The 19,372-nt window shown below is 56.6% G+C and carries 16 protein-coding genes; 9 read left to right on the top strand and 7 right to left on the bottom strand.

The features are described from left to right. The first annotated feature begins 5 nt into the window (after positions 1-5). The 7 genes from B2952_RS00280 (at position 6) to B2952_RS00250 (ending at position 11,242) form a co-directional block, all read left to right on the top strand. Complete coding sequence (locus B2952_RS00280; protein WP_290732272.1) at positions 6-2,201, top strand: hypothetical protein; 2,196 nt, start codon at positions 6-8, stop codon at positions 2,199-2,201. Between the two features lie 9 nt (positions 2,202-2,210). Then, positions 2,211-3,272 (top strand): hypothetical protein, encoded by a 1,062-nt coding sequence (locus B2952_RS00275; protein WP_290732269.1) that lies wholly within the window; start codon positions 2,211-2,213, stop codon positions 3,270-3,272. Between the two features lie 10 nt (positions 3,273-3,282). Beyond that, positions 3,283-4,329: a glycoside hydrolase family 18 protein gene (locus tag B2952_RS00270; protein WP_290732266.1), complete on the top strand. Its 1,047-nt coding sequence runs from the start codon at positions 3,283-3,285 to the stop codon at positions 4,327-4,329. A 144-nt stretch (positions 4,330-4,473) separates the two neighbouring features. Beyond that, positions 4,474-5,490, top strand: a complete 1,017-nt coding sequence (locus B2952_RS00265) for a T9SS type A sorting domain-containing protein (RefSeq protein ID WP_290732263.1) — start codon at positions 4,474-4,476, stop codon at positions 5,488-5,490. A 93-nt stretch (positions 5,491-5,583) separates the two neighbouring features. Next, positions 5,584-7,008 carry a glycosyl hydrolase family 8 gene (locus B2952_RS00260; RefSeq protein WP_290732259.1) on the top strand — a complete coding sequence of 475 codons (1,425 nt, stop codon included), beginning with the start codon at positions 5,584-5,586 and terminating at the stop codon, positions 7,006-7,008. A 164-nt stretch (positions 7,009-7,172) separates the two neighbouring features. Further along, positions 7,173-9,368 carry a cellulase family glycosylhydrolase gene (locus tag B2952_RS00255; protein ID WP_290735986.1) on the top strand — a complete coding sequence of 732 codons (2,196 nt, stop codon included), beginning with the start codon at positions 7,173-7,175 and terminating at the stop codon, positions 9,366-9,368. Beyond that, entirely contained in the window at positions 9,368-11,242 is a 1,875-nt protein-coding gene (locus B2952_RS00250) for a glycosyl hydrolase family 8 (protein ID WP_290732253.1), read from the top strand. Before B2952_RS00255 ends, B2952_RS00250 begins: the two co-directional genes overlap by 1 nt. A gap of 91 nt (positions 11,243-11,333) precedes the next feature. Here B2952_RS00250 and B2952_RS00245 read toward each other — a convergent pair whose 3' ends face one another. Continuing rightward, the gene (locus B2952_RS00245; protein ID WP_290732250.1) at positions 11,334-12,356 is read right to left on the bottom strand and encodes a histidine phosphatase family protein; all 1,023 of its coding nucleotides are present in this window, start codon (positions 12,354-12,356) and stop codon (positions 11,334-11,336) included. Between the two features lie 58 nt (positions 12,357-12,414). On the opposite strand from B2952_RS00245, the gene B2952_RS00240 reads away from it, so the two are divergent. Further along, on the top strand, positions 12,415-13,320 hold the full coding sequence (locus B2952_RS00240; RefSeq protein WP_290735983.1) for a protein BatD: 906 nt from the start codon (positions 12,415-12,417) through the stop codon (positions 13,318-13,320). Between the two features lie 3 nt (positions 13,321-13,323). On the opposite strand, the gene B2952_RS00235 is transcribed toward B2952_RS00240, so the two are convergent. From B2952_RS00235 to B2952_RS00225, 3 genes are all read right to left on the bottom strand, one after another. Next, complete coding sequence (locus B2952_RS00235; protein WP_173365083.1) at positions 13,324-14,793, bottom strand: amidophosphoribosyltransferase; 1,470 nt, start codon at positions 14,791-14,793, stop codon at positions 13,324-13,326. A 76-nt stretch (positions 14,794-14,869) separates the two neighbouring features. Beyond that, positions 14,870-15,109, bottom strand: coding sequence for a DUF1653 domain-containing protein (locus tag B2952_RS00230; RefSeq protein ID WP_173365084.1), 240 nt, complete (start codon positions 15,107-15,109; stop codon positions 14,870-14,872). Between the two features lie 17 nt (positions 15,110-15,126). Next, a complete protein-coding gene (locus B2952_RS00225; protein ID WP_173365085.1) occupies positions 15,127-15,669 on the bottom strand; it encodes an NUDIX hydrolase in 543 nt (180 codons plus the stop codon). A gap of 65 nt (positions 15,670-15,734) precedes the next feature. On the opposite strand from B2952_RS00225, the gene B2952_RS00220 reads away from it, so the two are divergent. Beyond that, positions 15,735-16,826 (top strand): serine hydrolase domain-containing protein, encoded by a 1,092-nt coding sequence (locus B2952_RS00220; protein WP_290725223.1) that lies wholly within the window; start codon positions 15,735-15,737, stop codon positions 16,824-16,826. A gap of 9 nt (positions 16,827-16,835) precedes the next feature. Here the strand turns inward: B2952_RS00220 and B2952_RS00215 are convergent, their stop codons facing one another. The 3 genes from B2952_RS00215 to hprK form a co-directional block, all read right to left on the bottom strand. Further along, positions 16,836-17,309, bottom strand: coding sequence for a TraR/DksA family transcriptional regulator (locus B2952_RS00215; RefSeq protein WP_173365087.1), 474 nt, complete (start codon positions 17,307-17,309; stop codon positions 16,836-16,838). Between the two features lie 90 nt (positions 17,310-17,399). After that, on the bottom strand, positions 17,400-18,317 hold the full coding sequence (locus B2952_RS00210; RefSeq protein WP_173381079.1) for an MlaD family protein: 918 nt from the start codon (positions 18,315-18,317) through the stop codon (positions 17,400-17,402). 27 nt (positions 18,318-18,344) lie between these two features. Next, positions 18,345-19,370, bottom strand: a complete 1,026-nt coding sequence (gene hprK / locus B2952_RS00205; protein WP_173365089.1) for an HPr(Ser) kinase/phosphatase — start codon at positions 19,368-19,370, stop codon at positions 18,345-18,347. Positions 19,371-19,372: the final 2 nt, after the last annotated feature.

Genomic DNA, 19,372 nt, shown 5'->3' with positions numbered 1-19,372 from the left:
GCAAGATGAAATGGTATAAGGATATGTTTAAGATGACCTCCAAGATTTCGCTTCTCCTGTGCGGAGCCATGGCTTTTGCCTATGCCGAGGATTCTACCTTGGTAGAAAAGCAGAAGAGCCTTGTCGGAACGCTTGATTCTGCCAATGCTTCCGTGATGGGGCTTCGCGTGGGTGGTACGGCCAAGGCCGGCGTCCTTTCTTCTACGCTGAGTTCCGACCAGCTCCTGGGCGGGATGGATTCTCGCGAAAGCCAGGCGTTCTCCGATGTGAACTTGGTGGTGAAGGCTCGCCCGAGCGAAGAGACCGAAGCGAAGGTCGAACTCCGCCTGCACAAGGATTGGCAGACAGCCTACGAAGAATCGGTGAACCCGATCATCGGCCACTGGTTCAGCTATGACGGCAAGATCCTGAACAAGCACGTCGACTTCAATTTGGGATACATGCGCGTCGGCTATACCCCGCTGACGATTTACGTGCCCCAGACCGAAATCCTCCAGGAACCGGAGATTTTCGCGTCCAAGCGAGTGGATGCACTTGCCATGCGCTCCCTGGATACGTCTTCCAACCGCCTGTTGCAGGGTCTCAACTTCAAGTACAACAGCTTCGATCTCGGCCCCCTCTCCAATCTCTATGTGCAGATGACGGGTGCCCGTATCCGTAACATCGCCAAGAAGAACGACGAAGTGTTCTTCGACTTCGACTGGAGCGACCGCTACCTTGCCGGCTCGAACCTCGGCGTCGAAGCGTTCGGCGTGACCCTCGGCGGAAACTTCGTCTACACGTTCGACCGCGAGAAGACATCGCGTTCCCGCGACGACTCCCACATTGCGGCAATGTACTACGAAGACAACATGGTCTATTCCGGAATCTTGAACTATGATTCCAAGGACCTGATCATGGGCGGTGCGCTGCATGCGGGCTTGAAGTCCGAAATCGCGGGCTCCCGCTGGACCTACAGCGAAGACGCCTACCGCCAGGATACGATTGAATCCTTGGGCGTCTACGGCATCGGCTACGAAAAGTTCGACGAGAACGGCTTTGTTCACGACGATACGAACGCTATCGACTACGATACGCTCTTCTATGTCTACAGAAACACGACGACCGAATACAACTGGCACAAGAGCAAGATTGACGAACGCAAGGGCATGGCCATCAACGTGTCGCCCTATGTGAACGGCAACATTGCAAAAATCAAGTTCGATGTGCTGGGAACCATCGTGATGAACGATGAGGAGTTCTGGTCCGAACAGGCTGCGTCCAGCTACTACGAAGGCAACACGTCCATCCTTAACGGCGAAGCGCTGATTACGGGTGCGAACGAGGCCGTCGTGGAACGTTTCCGTTACGGAAGCCTCGAGAACATGTACTTCGCCCTCTACAACACCAACGTGCTGCAACAGCAGAACTTGATGAGCAAGAACGAAGGGGCAGCCATACTCGACCAGGGCGATGCTACTCATCAGAGGAAGGACTCCTACTACACCTTCGGCCGCCTGAACAACAACTACAAGCTGGGCCACTTCTACAAGAACGGCTACAACGCGGTCGCCTACAAGTACCAGGAATACCTGGCGGCGAAGGAATTCGTGGACCCGTCCGTGAACATGGCGATGCCCATGGGCCTTGCCACTCCGGACCGCAAGGGTTTTGCCGTGAGCGCGAATGCCGGCTGGAACGATGTCGTGACCTTGAACCTCCGCTTCTCGAAGTATAATGCGGAAGCTTCCGACAACGACTTCACGACCATCGGTGCCGGGCTCGGCTTCAATGCGGCACCGCTCCTTGGCCTCGACCGCCGCCTGATCCTCCAGGGCTCCTTCGAAAGCAGCGAAGAGAGCGCAAACCTCAAGCGCAAGACATCCCGCTTCGTGGGTGGCCTCACTGCCGATGTCTGGGGCCCGTTCTCGGTCCTCGGTGGCTTGCAGATGCTCACGAAGGAATTCGGCGATAACGGCCTCGCCTTGAACGAAGCCGGTACGGTCGTCATCAACGACGTGAACGAAATGCTCGCCATGGGCGGCCTCCAGATCAAGCTTGCCGCCGGTGCGAAGCTCGACCTGCAGGGTGGCCTCATGACCAACAAGGTCAACTACACGGTGAACGGCCTTGCCGAAGATGGTGTGACACCTGTTTCTGCAGGTGCAGAACTGAGCTTGGACAAACTGTTGCTCATGGGCAACGTTACGATTTTGTTCTAGGAGATGGATATGAATACGAAACTTAAACTTGGTTTGGGTCTGGGCTTGGCTCTCGTGCTTGGGGCCTGCTCTGCAGATAGCATCGACGCCCCCATTTCCGAAAACTGGCCCGATGACTTTTCGCTCTCGGAATATGCGAGGGCAAACCCCGATTTGGGTATTTACCAGAGTGTAGCCGCGGTTGCGGATTCCAACAAAGCCTATTTGACGGTCATCCGCGAAAAGATGCTGGATTCCCTGCTGCAGGTTGCCACTACCTCAAAAGATTCCTCGAACGCGACCCTCAAGGTGTCTAAGTACACTATCTCCATGACCGACGAGGCTTCCGTGTTTTTCGATGATTCTGTCGCCGTCAAGACGATATTCACGGATTACGCGCTTCTCGACGAAGAATGGTGGCCGGGAATGTCCGCGCTCGTCAACGGCATGTTCATTGTCGACCCGGTGACGGGGGACACCACGATTGACGCTCTCAATGGCCCCCGTGCCATGGAATACCGCGAAGCCTTCAAGAAGTTCCACCGCTACGGCTTTTCGGCAACTCAGGATCTCGCATTCCTGAAATCCGTCAAGGTCGATTCTAGCCTCATCGAGAAGCAGTACATTATGGCGGGCCGCTACGAGGGCCGTCCCTACCGCTTCTGCCATGAAGGCGAAGCGAACATCAAGAAGCTCGATGTCCAGGTGGTATATGACACCATTCCGGACGGTATCAAGACCTACGTGTTCAAGGATACGATTCTCCTGATCGAGCCCGAGAGATCCACGTGGAAGTATGCGCTTTCCAATGGCGATACTTGCGTTTCCGAGATGGCCTGCGGCAAAAAGATCGAAGAAGATCCTACACTGAGCATCACGGATACCATCAAGCCCCCTCCAACCGAGAAGCCCGATTCCATCAAGGTCGATTCTGTCTTTACGGACAAGATAAACAAGAAGACGACCATCAAGCCGATGAGCGAGAATGCCGTGGCTCCTGCAGGCAACAAGGACCGCGTGTGGGATTTCTCCGCCGACCTGTATTGCAGGAACGAAGCCGATTGGGAAGTTTACTTGATCGAGAATCCGTAGAGAGGTTATTATGAAGAAGATGTCATTGCTTGCTATTGCCGCCCTTGCCGCCGCCGCCATTGCGGCTCCGTTTAAGGTCATCGGCTATTTCCCCTACTGGGCCCAGTATAGCCAGTTCATGCCGAAGGATGTCCGCTACCAGTTCGTGACGCATATCCATTACGCCTCCCTGGCTCCGGCCGAAGACGGCTCGATCGCGTTTGCCGACGAGAACGATGCCCCGCAGTTCGAAGAACTGGCGAAGAAAGCCGCCGAAAACAAGGTCTCCCTCATCGCCTCAATTGGCGGCTTTGAAGTGGAAGGCAACCTGAAGGCAATCGCCGAAGACGATTCCAAGCTTTCGGCTTTCTGCGACGCCGCTGCCGAATGGGTCGAGAAATATAACCTCGGCGGTGTCGAGCTCGACTGGCAGAACGCCACGGGCGAAGACGCTGCCGCTATCGGCAAGCTGGTCGGTGCGCTCAAGTCCAAGCTTTCTTCCAAGGAAGTGGCCGTGCTCACCTACGCAAGTTCCATGGATGCTTATTCCGATGCCCTCAACCAGGCCGATTACGTGGTGCTGATGCTCGGCGACCAGATGAGCGATTCCGAATCCTCGGTCAAGCCTAACCTCTCGAAGCAGGATATCGCAGGCGCTGTCGACGGTCTCGCCGGCAAGGGCGTTTCCAAGGACAAGATTGTCCCGGTGGTCTCCCTCTACGGTAAGTCCTTTGCTGGGGCTTCGGGTCTCGGTTCTTCCCATCAGGGAGTCGGCAGCGGAAACGAAGGGTTCATCCCCTACAAGGAGCTGATGAAGAAGTTCGAAGCGCCCGACTACAAGGTCTCGTTCGACGAATCCTCGGCTTCCGAAGTGGCCGTGAGCGATGCCGAAACGATCGTGTTTACGGGAATCCCTTCGATGAAGGCCCTTTGCGGCCTGGTGAAGGACGAAGGCTTGGCAGGAATTGCCGCCTACGATCTGAGCCAGGACCACAACGAAAGCATCGTTTCCCTGATGGTCACGATTGGCTTGCAGCTTCGCCCCGGGGTGGATTACTCCGGAAAGAAGAGGAAATAGTCGGGAAAACGCTGTCGTTTAGTGTGAAAAATCACAAACTATTGTAAAAATTCAAAATTTCCACTTTTTTTTCTTTGAAAAGAATATATATTTAACCACAAACCCTTTTTCCCGGTGTCGGGAAATAAAAAAGAGAGAGATACTATGAAAAAGCAAATCCTTGCAACAGCAATCGCGTCCGTTGCTTCCCTTGCAATGGCGCAGACGGTAAATACGTCGATTTGGTTCAACGGCTCCGACCAGCAGGTGAACACTGGTGGAGACTGCGTCTACGAATACGGCGAATGCGAATCCACCACCATGGGTTACTGGTACGACTACGATGACCGTAAGAACGACAATGGTGGTTCCTATGCCATGTATCCGTACGATACCACGGGCTACTATGGTTCCTTGATCGCTCCGGAAATCGAAAACCTCGGTTACGTGACCATCAAGTACCACCTGGCAGATCCGACCACTACTGGTCAGACGGCTGAATATCCGTACAACTTCGTTGGCTTCGGCTTCAACATCGTGGGCGGAACAAAGGCTCCTTTGGACATTTCCGCTGCTGGTGGCCTCTGTGTTACCTACACGGCTGATAACGCTGTCACGCTCGAAATTGCCGAAGAAAAGTCCGGCGATGCTTCCTGCTCCGTGACCCTCACGAAGGCTACCTCTCCGACGATGGTCAGCAAGACGATTGCCGACTTCTCTCAGCCGACTTGGGCTCCTGCAGGCAACAAGCTTTCTTCCTGCGCTGACGCCTTCAAGGCCGCCCAGTCCGTGAAGTTCAAGCTCGACGGCGGTGCTTCCGAAGCTGACGGTCAGCTCCGTATCTTCGAAGTTGGTCCTGCTGGTACTTGCACGGGTGCTGGTGCTATCAAGCCTGAACCGGCTTTCGGTTGCAAGGCTGACGGTGACGGCCATGCCGTTTGCACTGATGCCATCAAGGCTTCTGTTGCCGCTAGCAGCGTGAAGGCCATCGTTGCCAACCGCATGCTCTCCTTCACCGGCATCAACAACGGCATGTACGAAATCGTGAGCCTCCAGGGCCAGGTTGTGAAGAGCGGCAAGGTCGCTTCCTCCATCAGCCTCTCCTCCCTCGATGCAGGTGTCTACATGGTCCGCGTGTCCGGCAAGGCCGTCCACATGAGCCAGAAGATTCTCGTAAAGTGATTTAACTTACAGGAATTTTAAAAAAAGAGGTCCCCTTTAGACGGGGCCTCTTTTTTTATATATATTATGGAAAATTTTAAATTGTGAGGCTTTATGCGTTATTCCCATCTCCTGTTGGCGATGCCCTTGGCTTTTGGTCTTTATGCTTGCGGAGGCGACAATCCGACCCATCCGCACGATCAGGTTCCCGTGTCTTCGGATGCTACCGGCCCGGGTCCTCTGCCCGCATCGTCTGCTGATGGCGGAATAATTCCGCCCCAGAGTTCCGCCGCCGTGGCCCCCGCGACAGTAAGCCTTGCCGCCAATGCGAACATCGCCAATGCGACGGCCCTGTATGCGACTTGGAAGGCCCGCTGGATTATGACGCTGCAAGACGAAAAGACGGGCGGCTCCACCTTGAACTACGACTTGTTCGAAGGTCCGCGCGCAAAGGAACTTCTCACGGCAAAGATGGGTGCGTTCCATACGAACCCCGCCCGTGTCGTCTGGGATGGCGGAAACAAGAACCAGTGCGCCCTTACGGGGATGTCCAGCTGGAAGGGTACTTCCCTTACGGCGGCGCTTGCGAACAAGCTCGGCTGTACCGTTTCGGAAGGTATCGGCTACGGCATGCTTATAGCCTACTTCCATGGCGACAAGGAACTCTTCGACGCCCTCTGGGCCTACAACATCATCGCCCGCGACAACAACAACAACGGCCTGATGCCTTGGGAACTCCTTTCGTTTAGCGCTACGGTATCTACGGCTGCCGCCCTCGATGCCGACCTTGACGTGGCTACTGCCTTGATCCTTGCCTCCAGGAAGTGGCAGAACCCGCTCTACCTGAACGATGCGGTCGCGCTGATTGCCTCCATCAAGAACAAGGGACTCAATCCCAACAACCTGTTGATCCGCCCGGGTGATACGTGGGCGAACAAGGACGTCTACAACCTGAGCTACCTCTCCCCGGCAGCGCTCCGCCTGTTTGCGGAAGTTGACCCGACGGGTGGCTGGGATGCGATCCTTGCTGCGAACTACGCCTACATGATTAACATCCAGAACGCGGGCGCCGTCCCGCTGTTCCCGGACTGGTCCAATGCGGCCGGTCAGCCGGCCGACCCGAAGAACGGTTCTGCCGCGAACACCTACATGCTGTTCGACAAGGAATCCGTTCGTATCCCGTGGCGTATCGCGTGGGACTACTACTGGTACCAGAGTGCCGAATCGCAGCAGATTCTGACCGCCATGGCGAACTTCATATCGACCGCGACGGCGAACAACCCGGCTTCGCTTCCGTCCACGTCGTACAACTACAGCACGGGTGCGCTTTCGACGAGCCAGACGGCCGGCGAGCACTATATCGGCATGTACTGCTTGATGGGATTCGGGGTGAACCCGACATGGCACAATGCCTGCTTCGACTACTTTACGCAGAAGGTGCAGGCATACCAGGCGGTGGGATACACGGGAACCTACTTCAAGGAAATCCTGACCATCATGTACAGCACGTTGATGAACGGCGGCTTTGTTAAGATTTGATAACTTTTTTGGAACGCTGAGTTCCAGGATTGTGTGAATTTCTTCACAAAAGCCCCTATTTGTCTACTGATGTAAACAAAGAATTTCTGAATGTGTGGTGTAATTTAGGGCTTTGAAAGTTATTTTTGTAATCGGATGTGGATTGCAAAAAAACGGGAGAGTTTATGATGAAAAAACTTTTATCGATAGCGATGTTGTCCTGCGCAGTGACGTTTGCGTCTGCTGCGGTAGATGCAAAGCCACTGCGTCTAGGCCCTGTTTCTGTATATGGAACGCTGGGTGTCAAGAGCGGCAAAATTGTAAGTCAGGCTAGCGGCAAGCAGGTGATGCTTCGCGGCATGAGCCTGTTTTGGTCCGATGCTACGGGATCGCAGTATTACAACCCGACCGTGATTAGCTGGGCTGCCGAAAAGCTCGGCATCGACGTTTTCCGCTTTGCGATGGGCATCAAGTGCTACAACAGCAATGGCGGCGACTGCCAGGCCAATAGCGACGATGCGATTATTTCCGCAAACTCCTATCTGGGAAACAAGGAAGGCAAGGAAGCCCAGCTCGACAACATGGTGAAGGCTGCCATCGAAAACGATATCTACATCATCGTTGACTGGCATAGCCACCGCGCCGAGAGCGAAAAGAGCTATGCGAAGGATTTCTTTGGCCGTATGGCAGCCAAGTACAAGGATGTTCCGAACATCATCTGGGAAGTCTATAACGAACCTGTCAATACCGATATGGGAACCATTGCTAGCTATGCAAACGAAGTGATTGGTGCTATCCGCAATAACGGGTCCAAGCACTTGGCTCTTGTGGGCACGCCCTTCTATTCGCAGATGGGTTCCTGCTCGGGTGTGAATGACGCCAACTCTGGGTATGTGTTCCACTTCTATGCTGCATCGCATTCCGTGGGTTCCTTCAAGGGAAATATCGAAAACTGCTTGAACAATGGAAAGGCTGTTTTCATTACGGAATGGGGTACGACCGATGCCAACGGTACGGGAAATGTGAGTTCTGGCGAAACTAACAACTGGACAAGCTACATGGAGCAGAAACAGATTCCGAACTGCAACTGGTCCCTGCGCCATGAAACCATTGGCGGCAAGAGCGAAGCTTCTGCTATGTTCTCCGGTTCGACTCTCCTCAATTCTAAGTCTGCATTGAATAATGCTACCTATACCACGTCGGGCAACCTTGTCAAGAGCTACCTGACCAAGTACAACAACAAGAACTGGGCGGACTCGCTTGTCGCCGGCAAGAACACGGGTTCCTGCGCGTTCAAGGGAGCCACGGCGTCCGAAATGGATGGATCCATTACGGGCAAGGCTGTAAGTTCCTGCACGTATACTTCCAGTGATCCGACTGTCGCGACGGTTGAAAACGGCACCATCAAGATTAACGGTGCGGGCTATGCCGTGATGACGGGCAACGACAATTCCCAGTCGGTCGTCGTGATTACGCAGGTCCCTGCTCAGACGTTCGAACAGGCCGCCATCACCTGCCGCGTTACCGGCGGCGGTGCCTGCAACAACTTTACGGGCAACTCCTCGGCCAAGCTTGAATACAAGATGAAGGTGACAAAGACCGTCGAAGGTTCCGATGTCACTTACGAATCCGACAATCCGAGCGTTATCTCTGTGGCCAAGGCGACCTGCACGAGTTCCGAATGCTACGGCGACAAGGGCAAGCAGGTCTGGATTGCGACATTCAAGTCCAGGGGGACAGCTAATATCCATGCGACGGCAAAGGCCATTTCTGGATACCGTGCCCTCGATACGACGATTACCTTCTCGCTTTTGAAGGCCGAGCAGACGCTCAATACCAAGTATTTCAAGGACCAGACCGTGGCGCTGAATTCCTCGACGCAGGTCTTTACGCTGGAAGCGCACAAGGTTCCGGTCACCTATACTATCTACCCCGCGGGTTATGCCGAACAGCAGGGCGTGAACCTGATTGCCGGTGGCAAGAATGCGACCATAGTTATCAAGGCCGAAGCTCCCGAAAATGACCAGTACGAATCCCTGCTCAGCTACATCAAGGTGGTTATCGGGACGGGCGATGTCACGACGGAAGCTCAGGCCTGGGCTGAAATCCAGGGGCAGAACTTCATAGCTCCGAAGACCCAGAAGAACCTTGCCCCGACGGTCCGCATGAACGGTAACCAGCTCGTAGTGGATGTGAAGCGCTCCGGGTTCGTGAAGGTCCAGGTTCTGGATGTCGCCGGCCGCAACGTCGTGAGCAACGTGTCGCGCTACATGAAGGCGGGCACGAACACGGTCGATCTTGCCAATGTGCCGCGCGGACTCTACATTGTGGCGGTCAAGGACGGTTCTGCGATGCAGACTATTCGTTGGAGGAATAAGTAATGAAACGGTTATTCCTTGCAGGCCTTCTGGCCGTAAGCTCGCTTTCTATGGCGGCGGTTAAGTTCCCTTACCCGCAGGCCCAGACTTATCCCTATGCTTCCAATATTGCAGATGTTTGGAACTGTTCCGGCCAGACTGCATCTACGATGCTCCTGAACCAGTTCGAAGCTTATCTGAAGGCCTATTACGAAGAAAGCGGCAACCAGGCCCGCATCAAGTTTGATGAAGACCAGTATACCGTTTCGGAAGGTATCGGCTACGGCATGATCCTCTGCGTTTACTTCAGTAGCAACACCAAGAGCTATCAGAGTCAGTTTGACAAGCTTTGGGCCTACTACAAGGCTCATTCTAACAACGGTGTTATGGACTGGAAGATCCAGGGCTTTGGTGGTACTGTCGGTTCTGGTGGCGCAACTGACGCCGAAGAAGATGTCGCGTTCGCGCTTGTCATGGCCTATCACCAGTTCGGGAACTCCCAGTACCTGAATGACGCGAAGACCTTGATTGCTAAAATGCGTACGAGCGAATTTGCCAGTGACGGTCGCCACAAGGTGGGTAACCAGTGGGACCCGTACCTGAACCCGAGCTACGTGAGCCCGGCAGCATACGAAATCTTCAAGGATGTCGATGACGCGAGCTTCTGGAGTAAGGCGATTTCGACCAACTACAATATCCTTCTGGGCAACCGCAATTCTTCGACGGGTATCCCGTCCGGTTGGGCGAATATGGGCAGTCCCTATTCTCCCATCACCGGTAACAACGGCTATAACTTTGCCGGCTATGACTACGATGCCGTGCGTGCCCCGTGGCGCTGGGCCTGGAGCTATGCGTGGTATGGACACTCCCAGGCGAAGGATTTGTCCGAAAAGCTTGCGAAGTGGGTGAGCACCAAGACGTTTGGCCAGCTCTACATCAACATGAAGACGGATGGTACGGCGAACCTGAACGGCGAACCCTGCAAGAGCAATGGTTGCAAGGCGAACGGTTCTTCGATCGGTTCGTTGAGCTCCGTGCTTATCGTAAACGATTCCTACCATGAATTGCTGAACACGAACTTTAGCGCCCTGATGGCTCAGCAGCCGGGTTATTTCCATTCCAACTTGCGTTTGCTGACGGGCCTCCTGATGAGCGGCAACATGGTGAACTTTGCGAAGGCGACTCCCGTGACCCCGAAGGAATTCGTGGTTCCGGAATCCTGCAACGAGGTTATCGAGTACCACAAGAACTCGGGCGCCTTCGGCTGGAATTCTACCTCTGTCGTGCTTGAAAACGAGACCAACACGAGTGTCCACATGGGTAATGTTATCCAGGGTGACCACCGCGAGGTCGTTCGCCATCTTACCGGCCTTACGGCGGGTTCCAAGTACACGTTGTCGTTCAGCGCTTCGCAGACTCCGGGATCTTCCCTCTGGCTGACCTATGCAGTCAATGGCGATAGCCTCAGCAACAAGTACTGCGGCGCCATGAAGAAGATGCCTATCGATATCACCTGCGAATTTACCGCTACGACTACCGATGCGTTCCTGTACCTGACCCTCAACAACTGGGATGACCCGCAGGTCGACATTAGCGGCCTCAAGCTCGTGGGCCCCGATGGCAAGGATCTGGTCGAGTCGGCCGCACCCATCGCAGATGTCGCAAAGTCTGGCCTGGACAAGCTGAACGTGAGCGTGGATGGCAAGTCCCTCCTGATTCAGTTGCCGGGCTCCCAGACGGCTTCTGCGGCCCTGATGGACATGCAGGGCAGGGTTGTCTCCAAGTTCAGCGTGACCGGCTCCGAAAGGGTCTCCCTGAACCAGAGGCAGGGCAATTACGTGCTGATGGTGAAGCAAGGCTCCAACAGCTGGGTCCGCAATATCCGCATCACCGAATAGCGGTTCCCGTTCCTAGAAACTTTAAAACCCCGACACCAGTCGGGGTTTTATGTTATGCGAAATGGGCTGGCCCGTTTTTCGGGCTTGCTTCCTAGTTCATCATGTTGCCGGAGACGGGGACGTATTTGCGTGTGCCGTCGGCCTTGACGATGATTGCGATGCCTTCGAGGTACTTGATCCAGCGGCAGTTCGTGCAATCCTCGGTGGCCGTGGCGTGCTTGCGCAAGATGGTGAGCTTGCGGTTGGTGCAGTAGGCGACGAGAGGACCGAGGAACATGTCGTGGCTGATAAAGAAGTTGACGCGGTTCTCGGTGGACATCCTCGGGAGGATTGCCTGGGTGATAATCTGGACGCCCGTCTTTTCGAGATCGTTGAAGGCTTCGGCGAAGTCGCCGTCGAATGCCCACTGCGAATACATGAACGCTTCGTCGATGTATCCCGCTTCGCCCATGAGTGTCTTGAATTTTTCCTGGTCCGCGACGAAGGTGCTTGCGACAAGTTCGGGGAGCACGATGGGTTCGGGGAATACCTGGCCGCGGCCTTCGGAAATGTACTGGGCCGTGGCGCGCGTGCGGATGAAGTCGGTGGAGCCGTAAGAGAATGCTTCTTCGCTGACGAGGTGGCTGCCGAGCGTCTTGGCCTGCTCGATGCCCTTTTCGGTCAGCTGGGATTCGACTCCGGTGCTCTTTTCGCGCTGGGCGTGGCGGATGACGAAAGCCACGCGGTCGGTGGGGTCGAGGCTCTTGTAGAGTGTGGGGAGCTCCACGAATTCGGTCGTTTCGGAATTGGCTGTATAGATGCGTTCCTGGGCGATTTCTTCTTCGGTGGGCTCGCGGAAGCGGGCGCTGCTGCTTTCGGGCACGACCTCCGTGGCGGAGCTGGATTCGACGACCGGGCCGGCCGAGGATTCGGGGGTAATGGTTTCGGAGCCTTCTGCGCTGGAAGATGTCGCCTCGGGCTGGCCTGCTGCCGATTCGGGAAGCGCGGCTGCCGAACTCACGACAGGATTGTCGCCGCCAGAGGGCGATGTCGGCTTGTCGTCGCTGCAGGCAAAGAATAGGGGGATAGACGCGGCGGCGATGCACGTCAGGATGCGCTTTTTGGAAATAGTCATATTTCGGGACTCCTATTTGAAAATAATATAATAAAATTTTTTTGTATATTCTCCCTGTATGGAAAATGATTCTTTGAATATGGCAGGTGCGCCTGCCGATGTTGCATTACAGGATAGTGCTGCGGTGGATTCTGCGGCGGTCGCTCCCGAGATGGCGATGCCGACGCCCGAGCAGCTGGGAATCTCTATAACGGCGGGACCCGAAGGCGGGATGCCCGCCATTACCGTGGGTGACACGTTCGGATTCCCGGTGACGGTCAGCTGGAGCGTGCAGGGAAGCGCCCTGCTGGTCGTGCCTGCGAGTTCCGCGAACGCGAAGGGCCTTACGCAGGTGGGGGTGTCGCAGGAATCGGCGCGTGCCGTGAAGGACGGCAAGGAAATCGCTTCGATAAAGTTTACCTACAAGATTGTGGCGCAGGATACGGGAAACCTGAATGTCCCCGCGATGCGTTTCGAGATCCCGACGCAGGTGGGGCGGCCGCTCGACCTGCGGAGCGAAAGTGTCGCCATCCGCGTGGACGAGCCTTTCAATCCGCTGCCTGTTGCCGTTGGCGCCCTGGTTGCCGTGTGCGTGCTCCTTGCGGGCTTTTGGCGGATGCGGCGCCGTAACAAGGCGCGGGAGGCTCTCGCGGCCAGGAATGCGGCTCAGGATGCCCTGCGCGAGCGGATGCTGGTGCTCAAGCAGCGCGTGAACACCGCCGACAGCCGCGAATGGCTCCTGGAACTGGAAAATGTCTGCAAGGGCTATGTCGCACAGCGTCTGGGAATGGATGGCGCCGACGAATCCGCGGCTGCGTCCGTTAATTTGGATGCAATGGTGAAGGACGGCAAGCTCGAAGGGTGGGAATCCCTTGTCAACGAGTTCGCGCATGCGCGCTATGGTGGCGGCAAGCGCGACGGTTTCGAAAATCGCGAAACCTGGAAGGCCGCGATGAAGCTTATGGGTATCGAAGAAGAGGAGTAGTCCTTACTTCTCTTCTTCTTCCTGGCATTGGTGGCAGGGACAGTGGTAGCAGTCGCCGGTTTCGGCGTAGTCCTTGCCGCTCCAGCAGTAGGTGCAGAGCTGGTCTTCGGGGAGCCCGATGGCGTGAATCACGTCGTCGATGCGCTGGAACGCAAGCGTCGTGAGGTTCAGCTTCTTGCGGATGTATTCGACCATGCCCTTGTAGGCGTCGCCATCCGGATCGGTGTACTTCTCGATGTCGGCGTTCTCGCCTTCCTGGTCGCGGATGTAACGGCGTGTGATGAGGTCGTATTCGTTCTTGGAACGCGAGAAGTTGATGAACTTGCAGGGGTAAACGAGCGGCGGGCATGCGATACGCATGTGCGTCTCTTTACAGCCAAGTGAATAAAGCTTCAGGGCCTGCTTTCCGAGCTGGGTGCCGCGCACGATGGAGTCGTCGCAGAACACGAGACGGCGGTCCTTGATGAGTCCCGGGATGGGAATGAGCTTCATGGAAGCGACGCGTTCGCGCTGCTTCTGGTCTTGCGGCATGAAGGAGCGGGCCCAGGTGGGCGTGTACTTCACGAAGGGGCGCGCGAACTTGATGCCGGCCTCGTGCGCGTAACCGAGGGCGTGCGACGTGCCGGAATCCGGGATGCCGCAGGCGGCATCGGCATCGGTGGGGGTGCGCTTCGCGAGCGCGGAACCGCAGCGGTAGCGCGTCATTTCCACGTTGCGGCCTTCGTAGCTCGAGGCGGGGTAGCCGTAGTAGACCCAGAGGAACGAGCAGATGGCCATCTTCTTGCCGGGTTCGACGAGAGTCGTGTCGCCATCGGGTGTGATTTCTGCGATTTCGCCCGGGCCGAGGTCGCGCACGTAGTCGTAGCCGAGGTTGTGGAGGGCGCAGCTTTCTTGCACGGCGATCATCGAGCCTTCTTTTTTGCCGAGGATAATCGAGGTGCGGCCCCAGCGGTCGCGGCTCGCGTAGAATCTGCCGTTGCTGTCCATCAGGAGCACGGAACAGCTTCCCTTCACCTTCTCGTGGACGTACTTGAGGCCGTCGACAATCGAGTCGCGGGTCGCGATGAGCGCGGATACGACTTCGGTCGGGCCGACCATGCCGCTCGTGGTGGAATACTGGAGCTGCATGCAGTTGTTGCGGAACAGTTCGTCCTTCAGTTCCTCGATGTTGGTGAGGAGGCCGACGGTGACAATCGCGAACGTCCCGAGTTTGGAGGTCATGACGAGCGGCTGCGGGTCGGTGTCGGAAATGACTCCGATTCCCACCTTGCCGGAGAATGCGGCGAGGTCATGTTCGAACTTGCTGCGGAACGGAGTGTTCTGGATGTTGTGGATGGAGCGGTGGAACTTGCCGCTGCCGTTCAGAACCGCCATGCCGCCGCGGTGTGTACCTAGATGTGAATGGTAGTCTGTCCCGAAAAAGAGGTCGCTGACACAATCTTCCTTGGAAACAACACCACAAAAGCCGCCCATAGAGACTCCTTGTCAAAAAGGGAATTTTTGTTTGCCACAAAGGTAGAAATTTTAGGCGGCGGATGCATCCGCAGTTTTAGATTTCGGTAAAGCGGTCGACGGTAGAACCGTCGGGGAGCGTCACCCTGCTTTCGAAATCCTTGCGGTCGCGCACCCAGAGCGTCCCCTTCGGGTGGTCGGGTGTCTCGTACTCGCTCCGGTAGACGACGAGGGGCTTCACGCTTTCGCAGTCGAGTGCATCGGCCGTGACCACGGTATAGACCATGGTCTCTTTCTTGTAGTGGCGGTAGCGGTGCCCTGCAATCGCTTTCGACATGGTTCCCCCTGCGTAGGCTAGCGGCCCGCGTTCTCCATCAGCCACTGGAAGTCCTTCGGGTGGTCGACGAACTTTTCGGGGTGGAGCTTGTGCTTTGCGAAAAATTCTTCACGCGTCATCCACCTGAAGGCGTCGACTTCGCCGGGCTGTGGGACGAGCGAGTTCGCCTCCTGGTCGCTGAGTGTTACCTTGTACACATCGTAGTATTCGTTGTCGAGGTAGCTGCCGCCGTTGAGCACACTTTCGTGTGTCGCCTCGAATAGGTATTCGAGGTCGCGCGGACTTTTCGCGAGTCCCAGTTCCTCGCGCAGTTCGCGCACGGCGGCGTTGATGCTTGAATCCCCGGCCGAGATGTGGCCTGCGCAACTCGTGTCATAGAGTCCGGGATTGTTTTCCTTTACGCGGGCCCGCAGCTGGAACAGGATTTCTCCCTTGCCGTTGAACGCCCATATGTGTACCGTGCGGTGCCACAGGCCTTCCGCATGTACGCGCGTGCGCCCGCAGGAATAGCCCGCGGGGGTGCCGTCCGGATTCAGGATGTCGATTTGCTCTTCTGCCATGGGAAATAAGATAATACAAAAGAGGGGGGACGTCAACTTTGCTATAATTCGGGCAGGAGTTTCCCATGGTATTCAACGAAAGCAACATCTTGCGGCTCTTGGAACAGGCGGAAGAAACCGGTGTATTCCACAAGGCGGTCGCGGGGTTTCTTCTGCCCGACGGCACCACGCGTACGGTTGCACTCGATACGCCCGCAGATACGGTTTTCGACATTGCAAGCCTCACGAAAGTATGCCCCACCTCTACGCTCGCCCTCTCGTATATTCTCGAAGGGAAACTCGCCCTTGACGACCGCGTTGCAGACTATATACCGGAAATGCGGACAAACTACCGCGATGACATCCGCGTGTTCCACCTGCTCACGCACAGCCTCGATTACCGCGTGCCGATGAAGACGCTTCGCGAACTCCCGCCCGAAGGGATTCTCGACGCCCTGTTTACCTACCAGTTCTCAAAGGCGCCCGGTGCCGATTTCAACTACGGGAATCCGGCAAGCGTGCTCCTTGGGCTCATTCTGCAGCGCATCGCGGGGAAGGACCTGCAGCAGCAGGGCTACGAGCGGTTCTTCGGGCCGCTCGGCATGTCGCGAAGCGGCTACGACCCGCTGACGCGCGACACGAACCCGGTTCCGCGCGAAGAGATTGCCCCGACGGAAATCTGCGAATTCCGCGGGCGCGAGATTTGTGGCGAAATCCATGACGAGAGCGCCTGGGTTCTGCGCAAGCTGTTCCCGGTCGGAAGCGCCGGCATGTTCAGCTGTGTGCCCGACCTCCTGAAGTTCGTGAAGATGGTGATGGACGACGGTGTAGCCTGTGGCCCCGACGGATGCGAAATCCGCGTCGCGCCTGCGGGTATTCTCAAGATGGTGAGCGAAAATGCGTTCCTGTTGCCGGAAGCCCGTGCATTTTCGAGTGCAGCGGACGCCTGCACAGCCCTCGGCTGGGAACTTGCCCAGGGCAAGTTCATGGGTTCGCGCGTGAGCCCGCATGCCTTCGGCAAGACCGGTTTCACCGGTGCGAGCATCGTCGCGGACCCATGCGCAGGCGCCGCGGTCGTGCTCCTCTCCGACTTCACCTACCCGCACCGAGAAAAAAACGCGGACCGCATCCATGCGTTCCGCGCTAAACTTGCCGATACCTTCTTCGGCGCGCTGTAGGGCGAGAGGCTAGCGGCCCATCGCCTTCTTCTGGAGTTCCTTCCTCTGGGCTTCGGCGAAGAGTCTCGCCATTTCCATGCGGTTGTTCTCCTGTTCCTTCTTCTTGGTCTCTTCCTTGCAGTTTACGCACTTGGTGGCCGTGGGGACTGCCATGAGGCGCGCCTTCGGGATGAGCTGCTTGCAGACCTTGCAGATGCCGAAGGTGCCGTTGTGGATGCGCTTGAGGGCCTCTTCAAGATACACGAGGTACTTGCCTTCGCGCGCGGCGAGCGAGAAGGTCGTCTCGAGCGTGTTGTAGTCGGTGGCCGAATCGGCGCTGTCGGAGTCGCCGCCGTCACCGGACTGGTTCTTCTGGCCCTGGAAGGCGTTCGCCTTTTCCGACTCGCTCTGGGCGGTTACCAGCTGACGGCGCTTCTCTATGAGCATCTCCTCGAAAAACTTGAGATCGGCATCGCTCATCTTTGCAGGTTTCTTTTCGGTCATGGTTAACTCCTTGTTAGAGTCGGTGAAACTTGATGGTTGTCTTTTATACGGGCTAAACTATCTTTTTTTTTACAAAAAGGACAAGAAAAATTAAAAAATATCCACATTTAGCTTGAGACCGCGCTTTTTTATATCGGAAATAAGCCTGTCGATGTCCAGGGCGAGCTTTTCGGTCTCCTTGGCGAGCTTCCCGTCGCTCTTGAGCGCGAGCCCTACGGTGTTGTCCTCGGCTTCGATCCGGGCGGCGAGGGCGTCCGCGTCCGCCTTGAGCTCCTTCACTTGCGAAAGCAGGCCGTCCACGCGGTCCAGGAGAGCTGACGCCGCGTCCACGGTAATGGATCCGCGCTTTGCCTCGGCGTCGATAGCCTCACGCGTCTTCGCGAGTGTCTCCTCGGCCTTGGAAACCACGCCGAGCACCTGGTCGCGCGTGTCGTTCACCAGGTCCTTGGAGGCCTTCACGATGCGCCCGCCCTTCTTGACGATGCGGTCGATCCGCTTGCCCGAGGTGCCCACGGTGAGCGAATCCTTGAGCGCCACGACCATGTCCTTCATCTGGTTGATGTCGTCGATGGCGTCGAGCAGCACCTTGCCGACCCCGGCAATGCCGTCGTCGTAATTGCCGAACACGGTGTCGCCCTCGACAATCCAGTCGCTGTCGTCCGCGGTGAGGATGCTCATCTCGCGTTCGCCCATGAGCCCCGCGTTCACGAGCCTGAATTCCGAGTGCCTCGAAATTTTAGCGTCCGCAAAGACTTCTACCTTCACGAACACGGCGTCGTCCGTGAGTTCCACCTTCAGGATCTGGCCCTTCTCGATTCCCCTCACGCGTACGAGGTTGCCCGGCGAGAGCGTTCCGATGGACTGGTAGCTCACCACGAAGCTGTAGCGCGCATGGTAGGGGCTCGCCGGGTGGAAGAAGTAGAACGCCGCCGCGCACCCGACCACCAATATCATGAATACGATAAAGGGGAACAGGTTGCTCTTGATTGTGTTTCGGAACTGGTTCATCGGCAGAAAGATAGATATTTGATTCGCCTATTCGTAGAGCGACCACTGGTCTATGTCCATTTCGAACGCGGGTTCGCCGCACTTGCCCTTCGCCTTGATCCTCTGCATCAGGTTTTCGTTGAAATCCTTCGCGACGTTCTGCCCGTTCATCTTCATGAGCGTGTTCATTGCGATAACTTCGGAAATCACGGTCAGGTTCTTGCCGGGCGCCACGGGCAGCACCACCTTGGGAATTTTGACTCCCATGATGGATTCGTCGAACTCGTTGAGGCCCGTGCGCTCGTAGCGCGCGTCGCGCTGCCAGGGCTGGAGCTCAACGATGACTTCGATCTTTTTCACCTTGCGGATGGCGTGGATGCCGAACATGGAACGGATGTCGAGGAGGCCGACTCCGCGGATTTCCATGTGGTGCCGGACGATGGGGTCGGGGCGGCCGATAATGGCGTTGCCGACGTGGCTGATGTGGACAACGTCGTCTGCAACCATGCGGTGGCCGCTTTCGACGAGGTCGAGCACGCATTCGGACTTGCCGACGTTGCTATCGCCCACGAAGAGCATGCCGATACCGTAGACGTCGACGAGGCTTCCGTGGATGACGGCATGCGGTGCGAAATATTCTTCGAGGATGCGCTGGGCGCCCTTGTTGAACTCGTAGGTGTGGAGGGTGGTCGAGAACAGCGGGATGTGGAGCTTGTGGCACATGTCGCGGAGTTCGTCGTGCGGTTTCTGCGCATGCGTCACCACCCACATCGGGGCCCTGAATACGGAAAGGGAGTCGAACACCTTCTTGCGGCCCTCGGGGCCGAGGCTTTCGAGGTAGTTCCATTCCGTGTGGCCTACGACTTGAATTTGTTCGGAACTGTAGACCTTGGTGTAGCCCGCCATGGCAAGCCCCGGACGGTGGATGCCGCTTTCCGCGATGCTTGTATCGAGGTCCTCGTCGGGAGAATATTGCGCGAGCTGGAGGTCCTTGCCGTAATTATCAAAAAAGCCCCGCACCGGGAGTTTTTCCCGGTGCAGGATGTTGAGATCTTTGAATCTGGATTCGGGCACGG

This window comes from Fibrobacter sp. UBA7003 (assembly GCA_002449765.1).
Taxonomy (GTDB): domain Bacteria; phylum Fibrobacterota; class Fibrobacteria; order Fibrobacterales; family Fibrobacteraceae; genus Fibrobacter.
Note: the sequence above shows the minus strand (reverse complement) of the source record. Positions and strands in the feature narration are given on the sequence as shown.

Bases quoted from the DNA above. Each gene is read 5' to 3' on its own strand.
- B2952_RS00255 (WP_290735986.1), top strand. From the start codon at position 7,173: ATGATGAAAAAACTTTTATCGATAGCGATGTTGTCCTGCGCAGTGACG.
- B2952_RS00275 (WP_290732269.1), top strand. From the start codon at position 2,211: ATGAATACGAAACTTAAACTTGGTTTGGGTCTGGGCTTGGCTCTCGTG.
- B2952_RS00220 (WP_290725223.1), top strand. From the start codon at position 15,735: ATGGTATTCAACGAAAGCAACATCTTGCGGCTCTTGGAACAGGCGGAA.
- B2952_RS00250 (WP_290732253.1), top strand. From the start codon at position 9,368: ATGAAACGGTTATTCCTTGCAGGCCTTCTGGCCGTAAGCTCGCTTTCT.
- B2952_RS00215 (WP_173365087.1), bottom strand. From the start codon at position 17,309: ATGACCGAAAAGAAACCTGCAAAGATGAGCGATGCCGATCTCAAGTTT.
- B2952_RS00210 (WP_173381079.1), bottom strand. From the start codon at position 18,317: ATGAACCAGTTCCGAAACACAATCAAGAGCAACCTGTTCCCCTTTATC.
- B2952_RS00260 (WP_290732259.1), top strand. From the start codon at position 5,584: ATGCGTTATTCCCATCTCCTGTTGGCGATGCCCTTGGCTTTTGGTCTT.
- B2952_RS00270 (WP_290732266.1), top strand. From the start codon at position 3,283: ATGAAGAAGATGTCATTGCTTGCTATTGCCGCCCTTGCCGCCGCCGCC.
- B2952_RS00280 (WP_290732272.1), top strand. From the start codon at position 6: ATGAAATGGTATAAGGATATGTTTAAGATGACCTCCAAGATTTCGCTT.
- B2952_RS00235 (WP_173365083.1), bottom strand. From the start codon at position 14,793: ATGGGCGGCTTTTGTGGTGTTGTTTCCAAGGAAGATTGTGTCAGCGAC.
- B2952_RS00245 (WP_290732250.1), bottom strand. From the start codon at position 12,356: ATGACTATTTCCAAAAAGCGCATCCTGACGTGCATCGCCGCCGCGTCT.
- B2952_RS00230 (WP_173365084.1), bottom strand. From the start codon at position 15,109: ATGTCGAAAGCGATTGCAGGGCACCGCTACCGCCACTACAAGAAAGAG.
- B2952_RS00225 (WP_173365085.1), bottom strand. From the start codon at position 15,669: ATGGCAGAAGAGCAAATCGACATCCTGAATCCGGACGGCACCCCCGCG.
- B2952_RS00240 (WP_290735983.1), top strand. From the start codon at position 12,415: ATGGAAAATGATTCTTTGAATATGGCAGGTGCGCCTGCCGATGTTGCA.
- B2952_RS00265 (WP_290732263.1), top strand. From the start codon at position 4,474: ATGAAAAAGCAAATCCTTGCAACAGCAATCGCGTCCGTTGCTTCCCTT.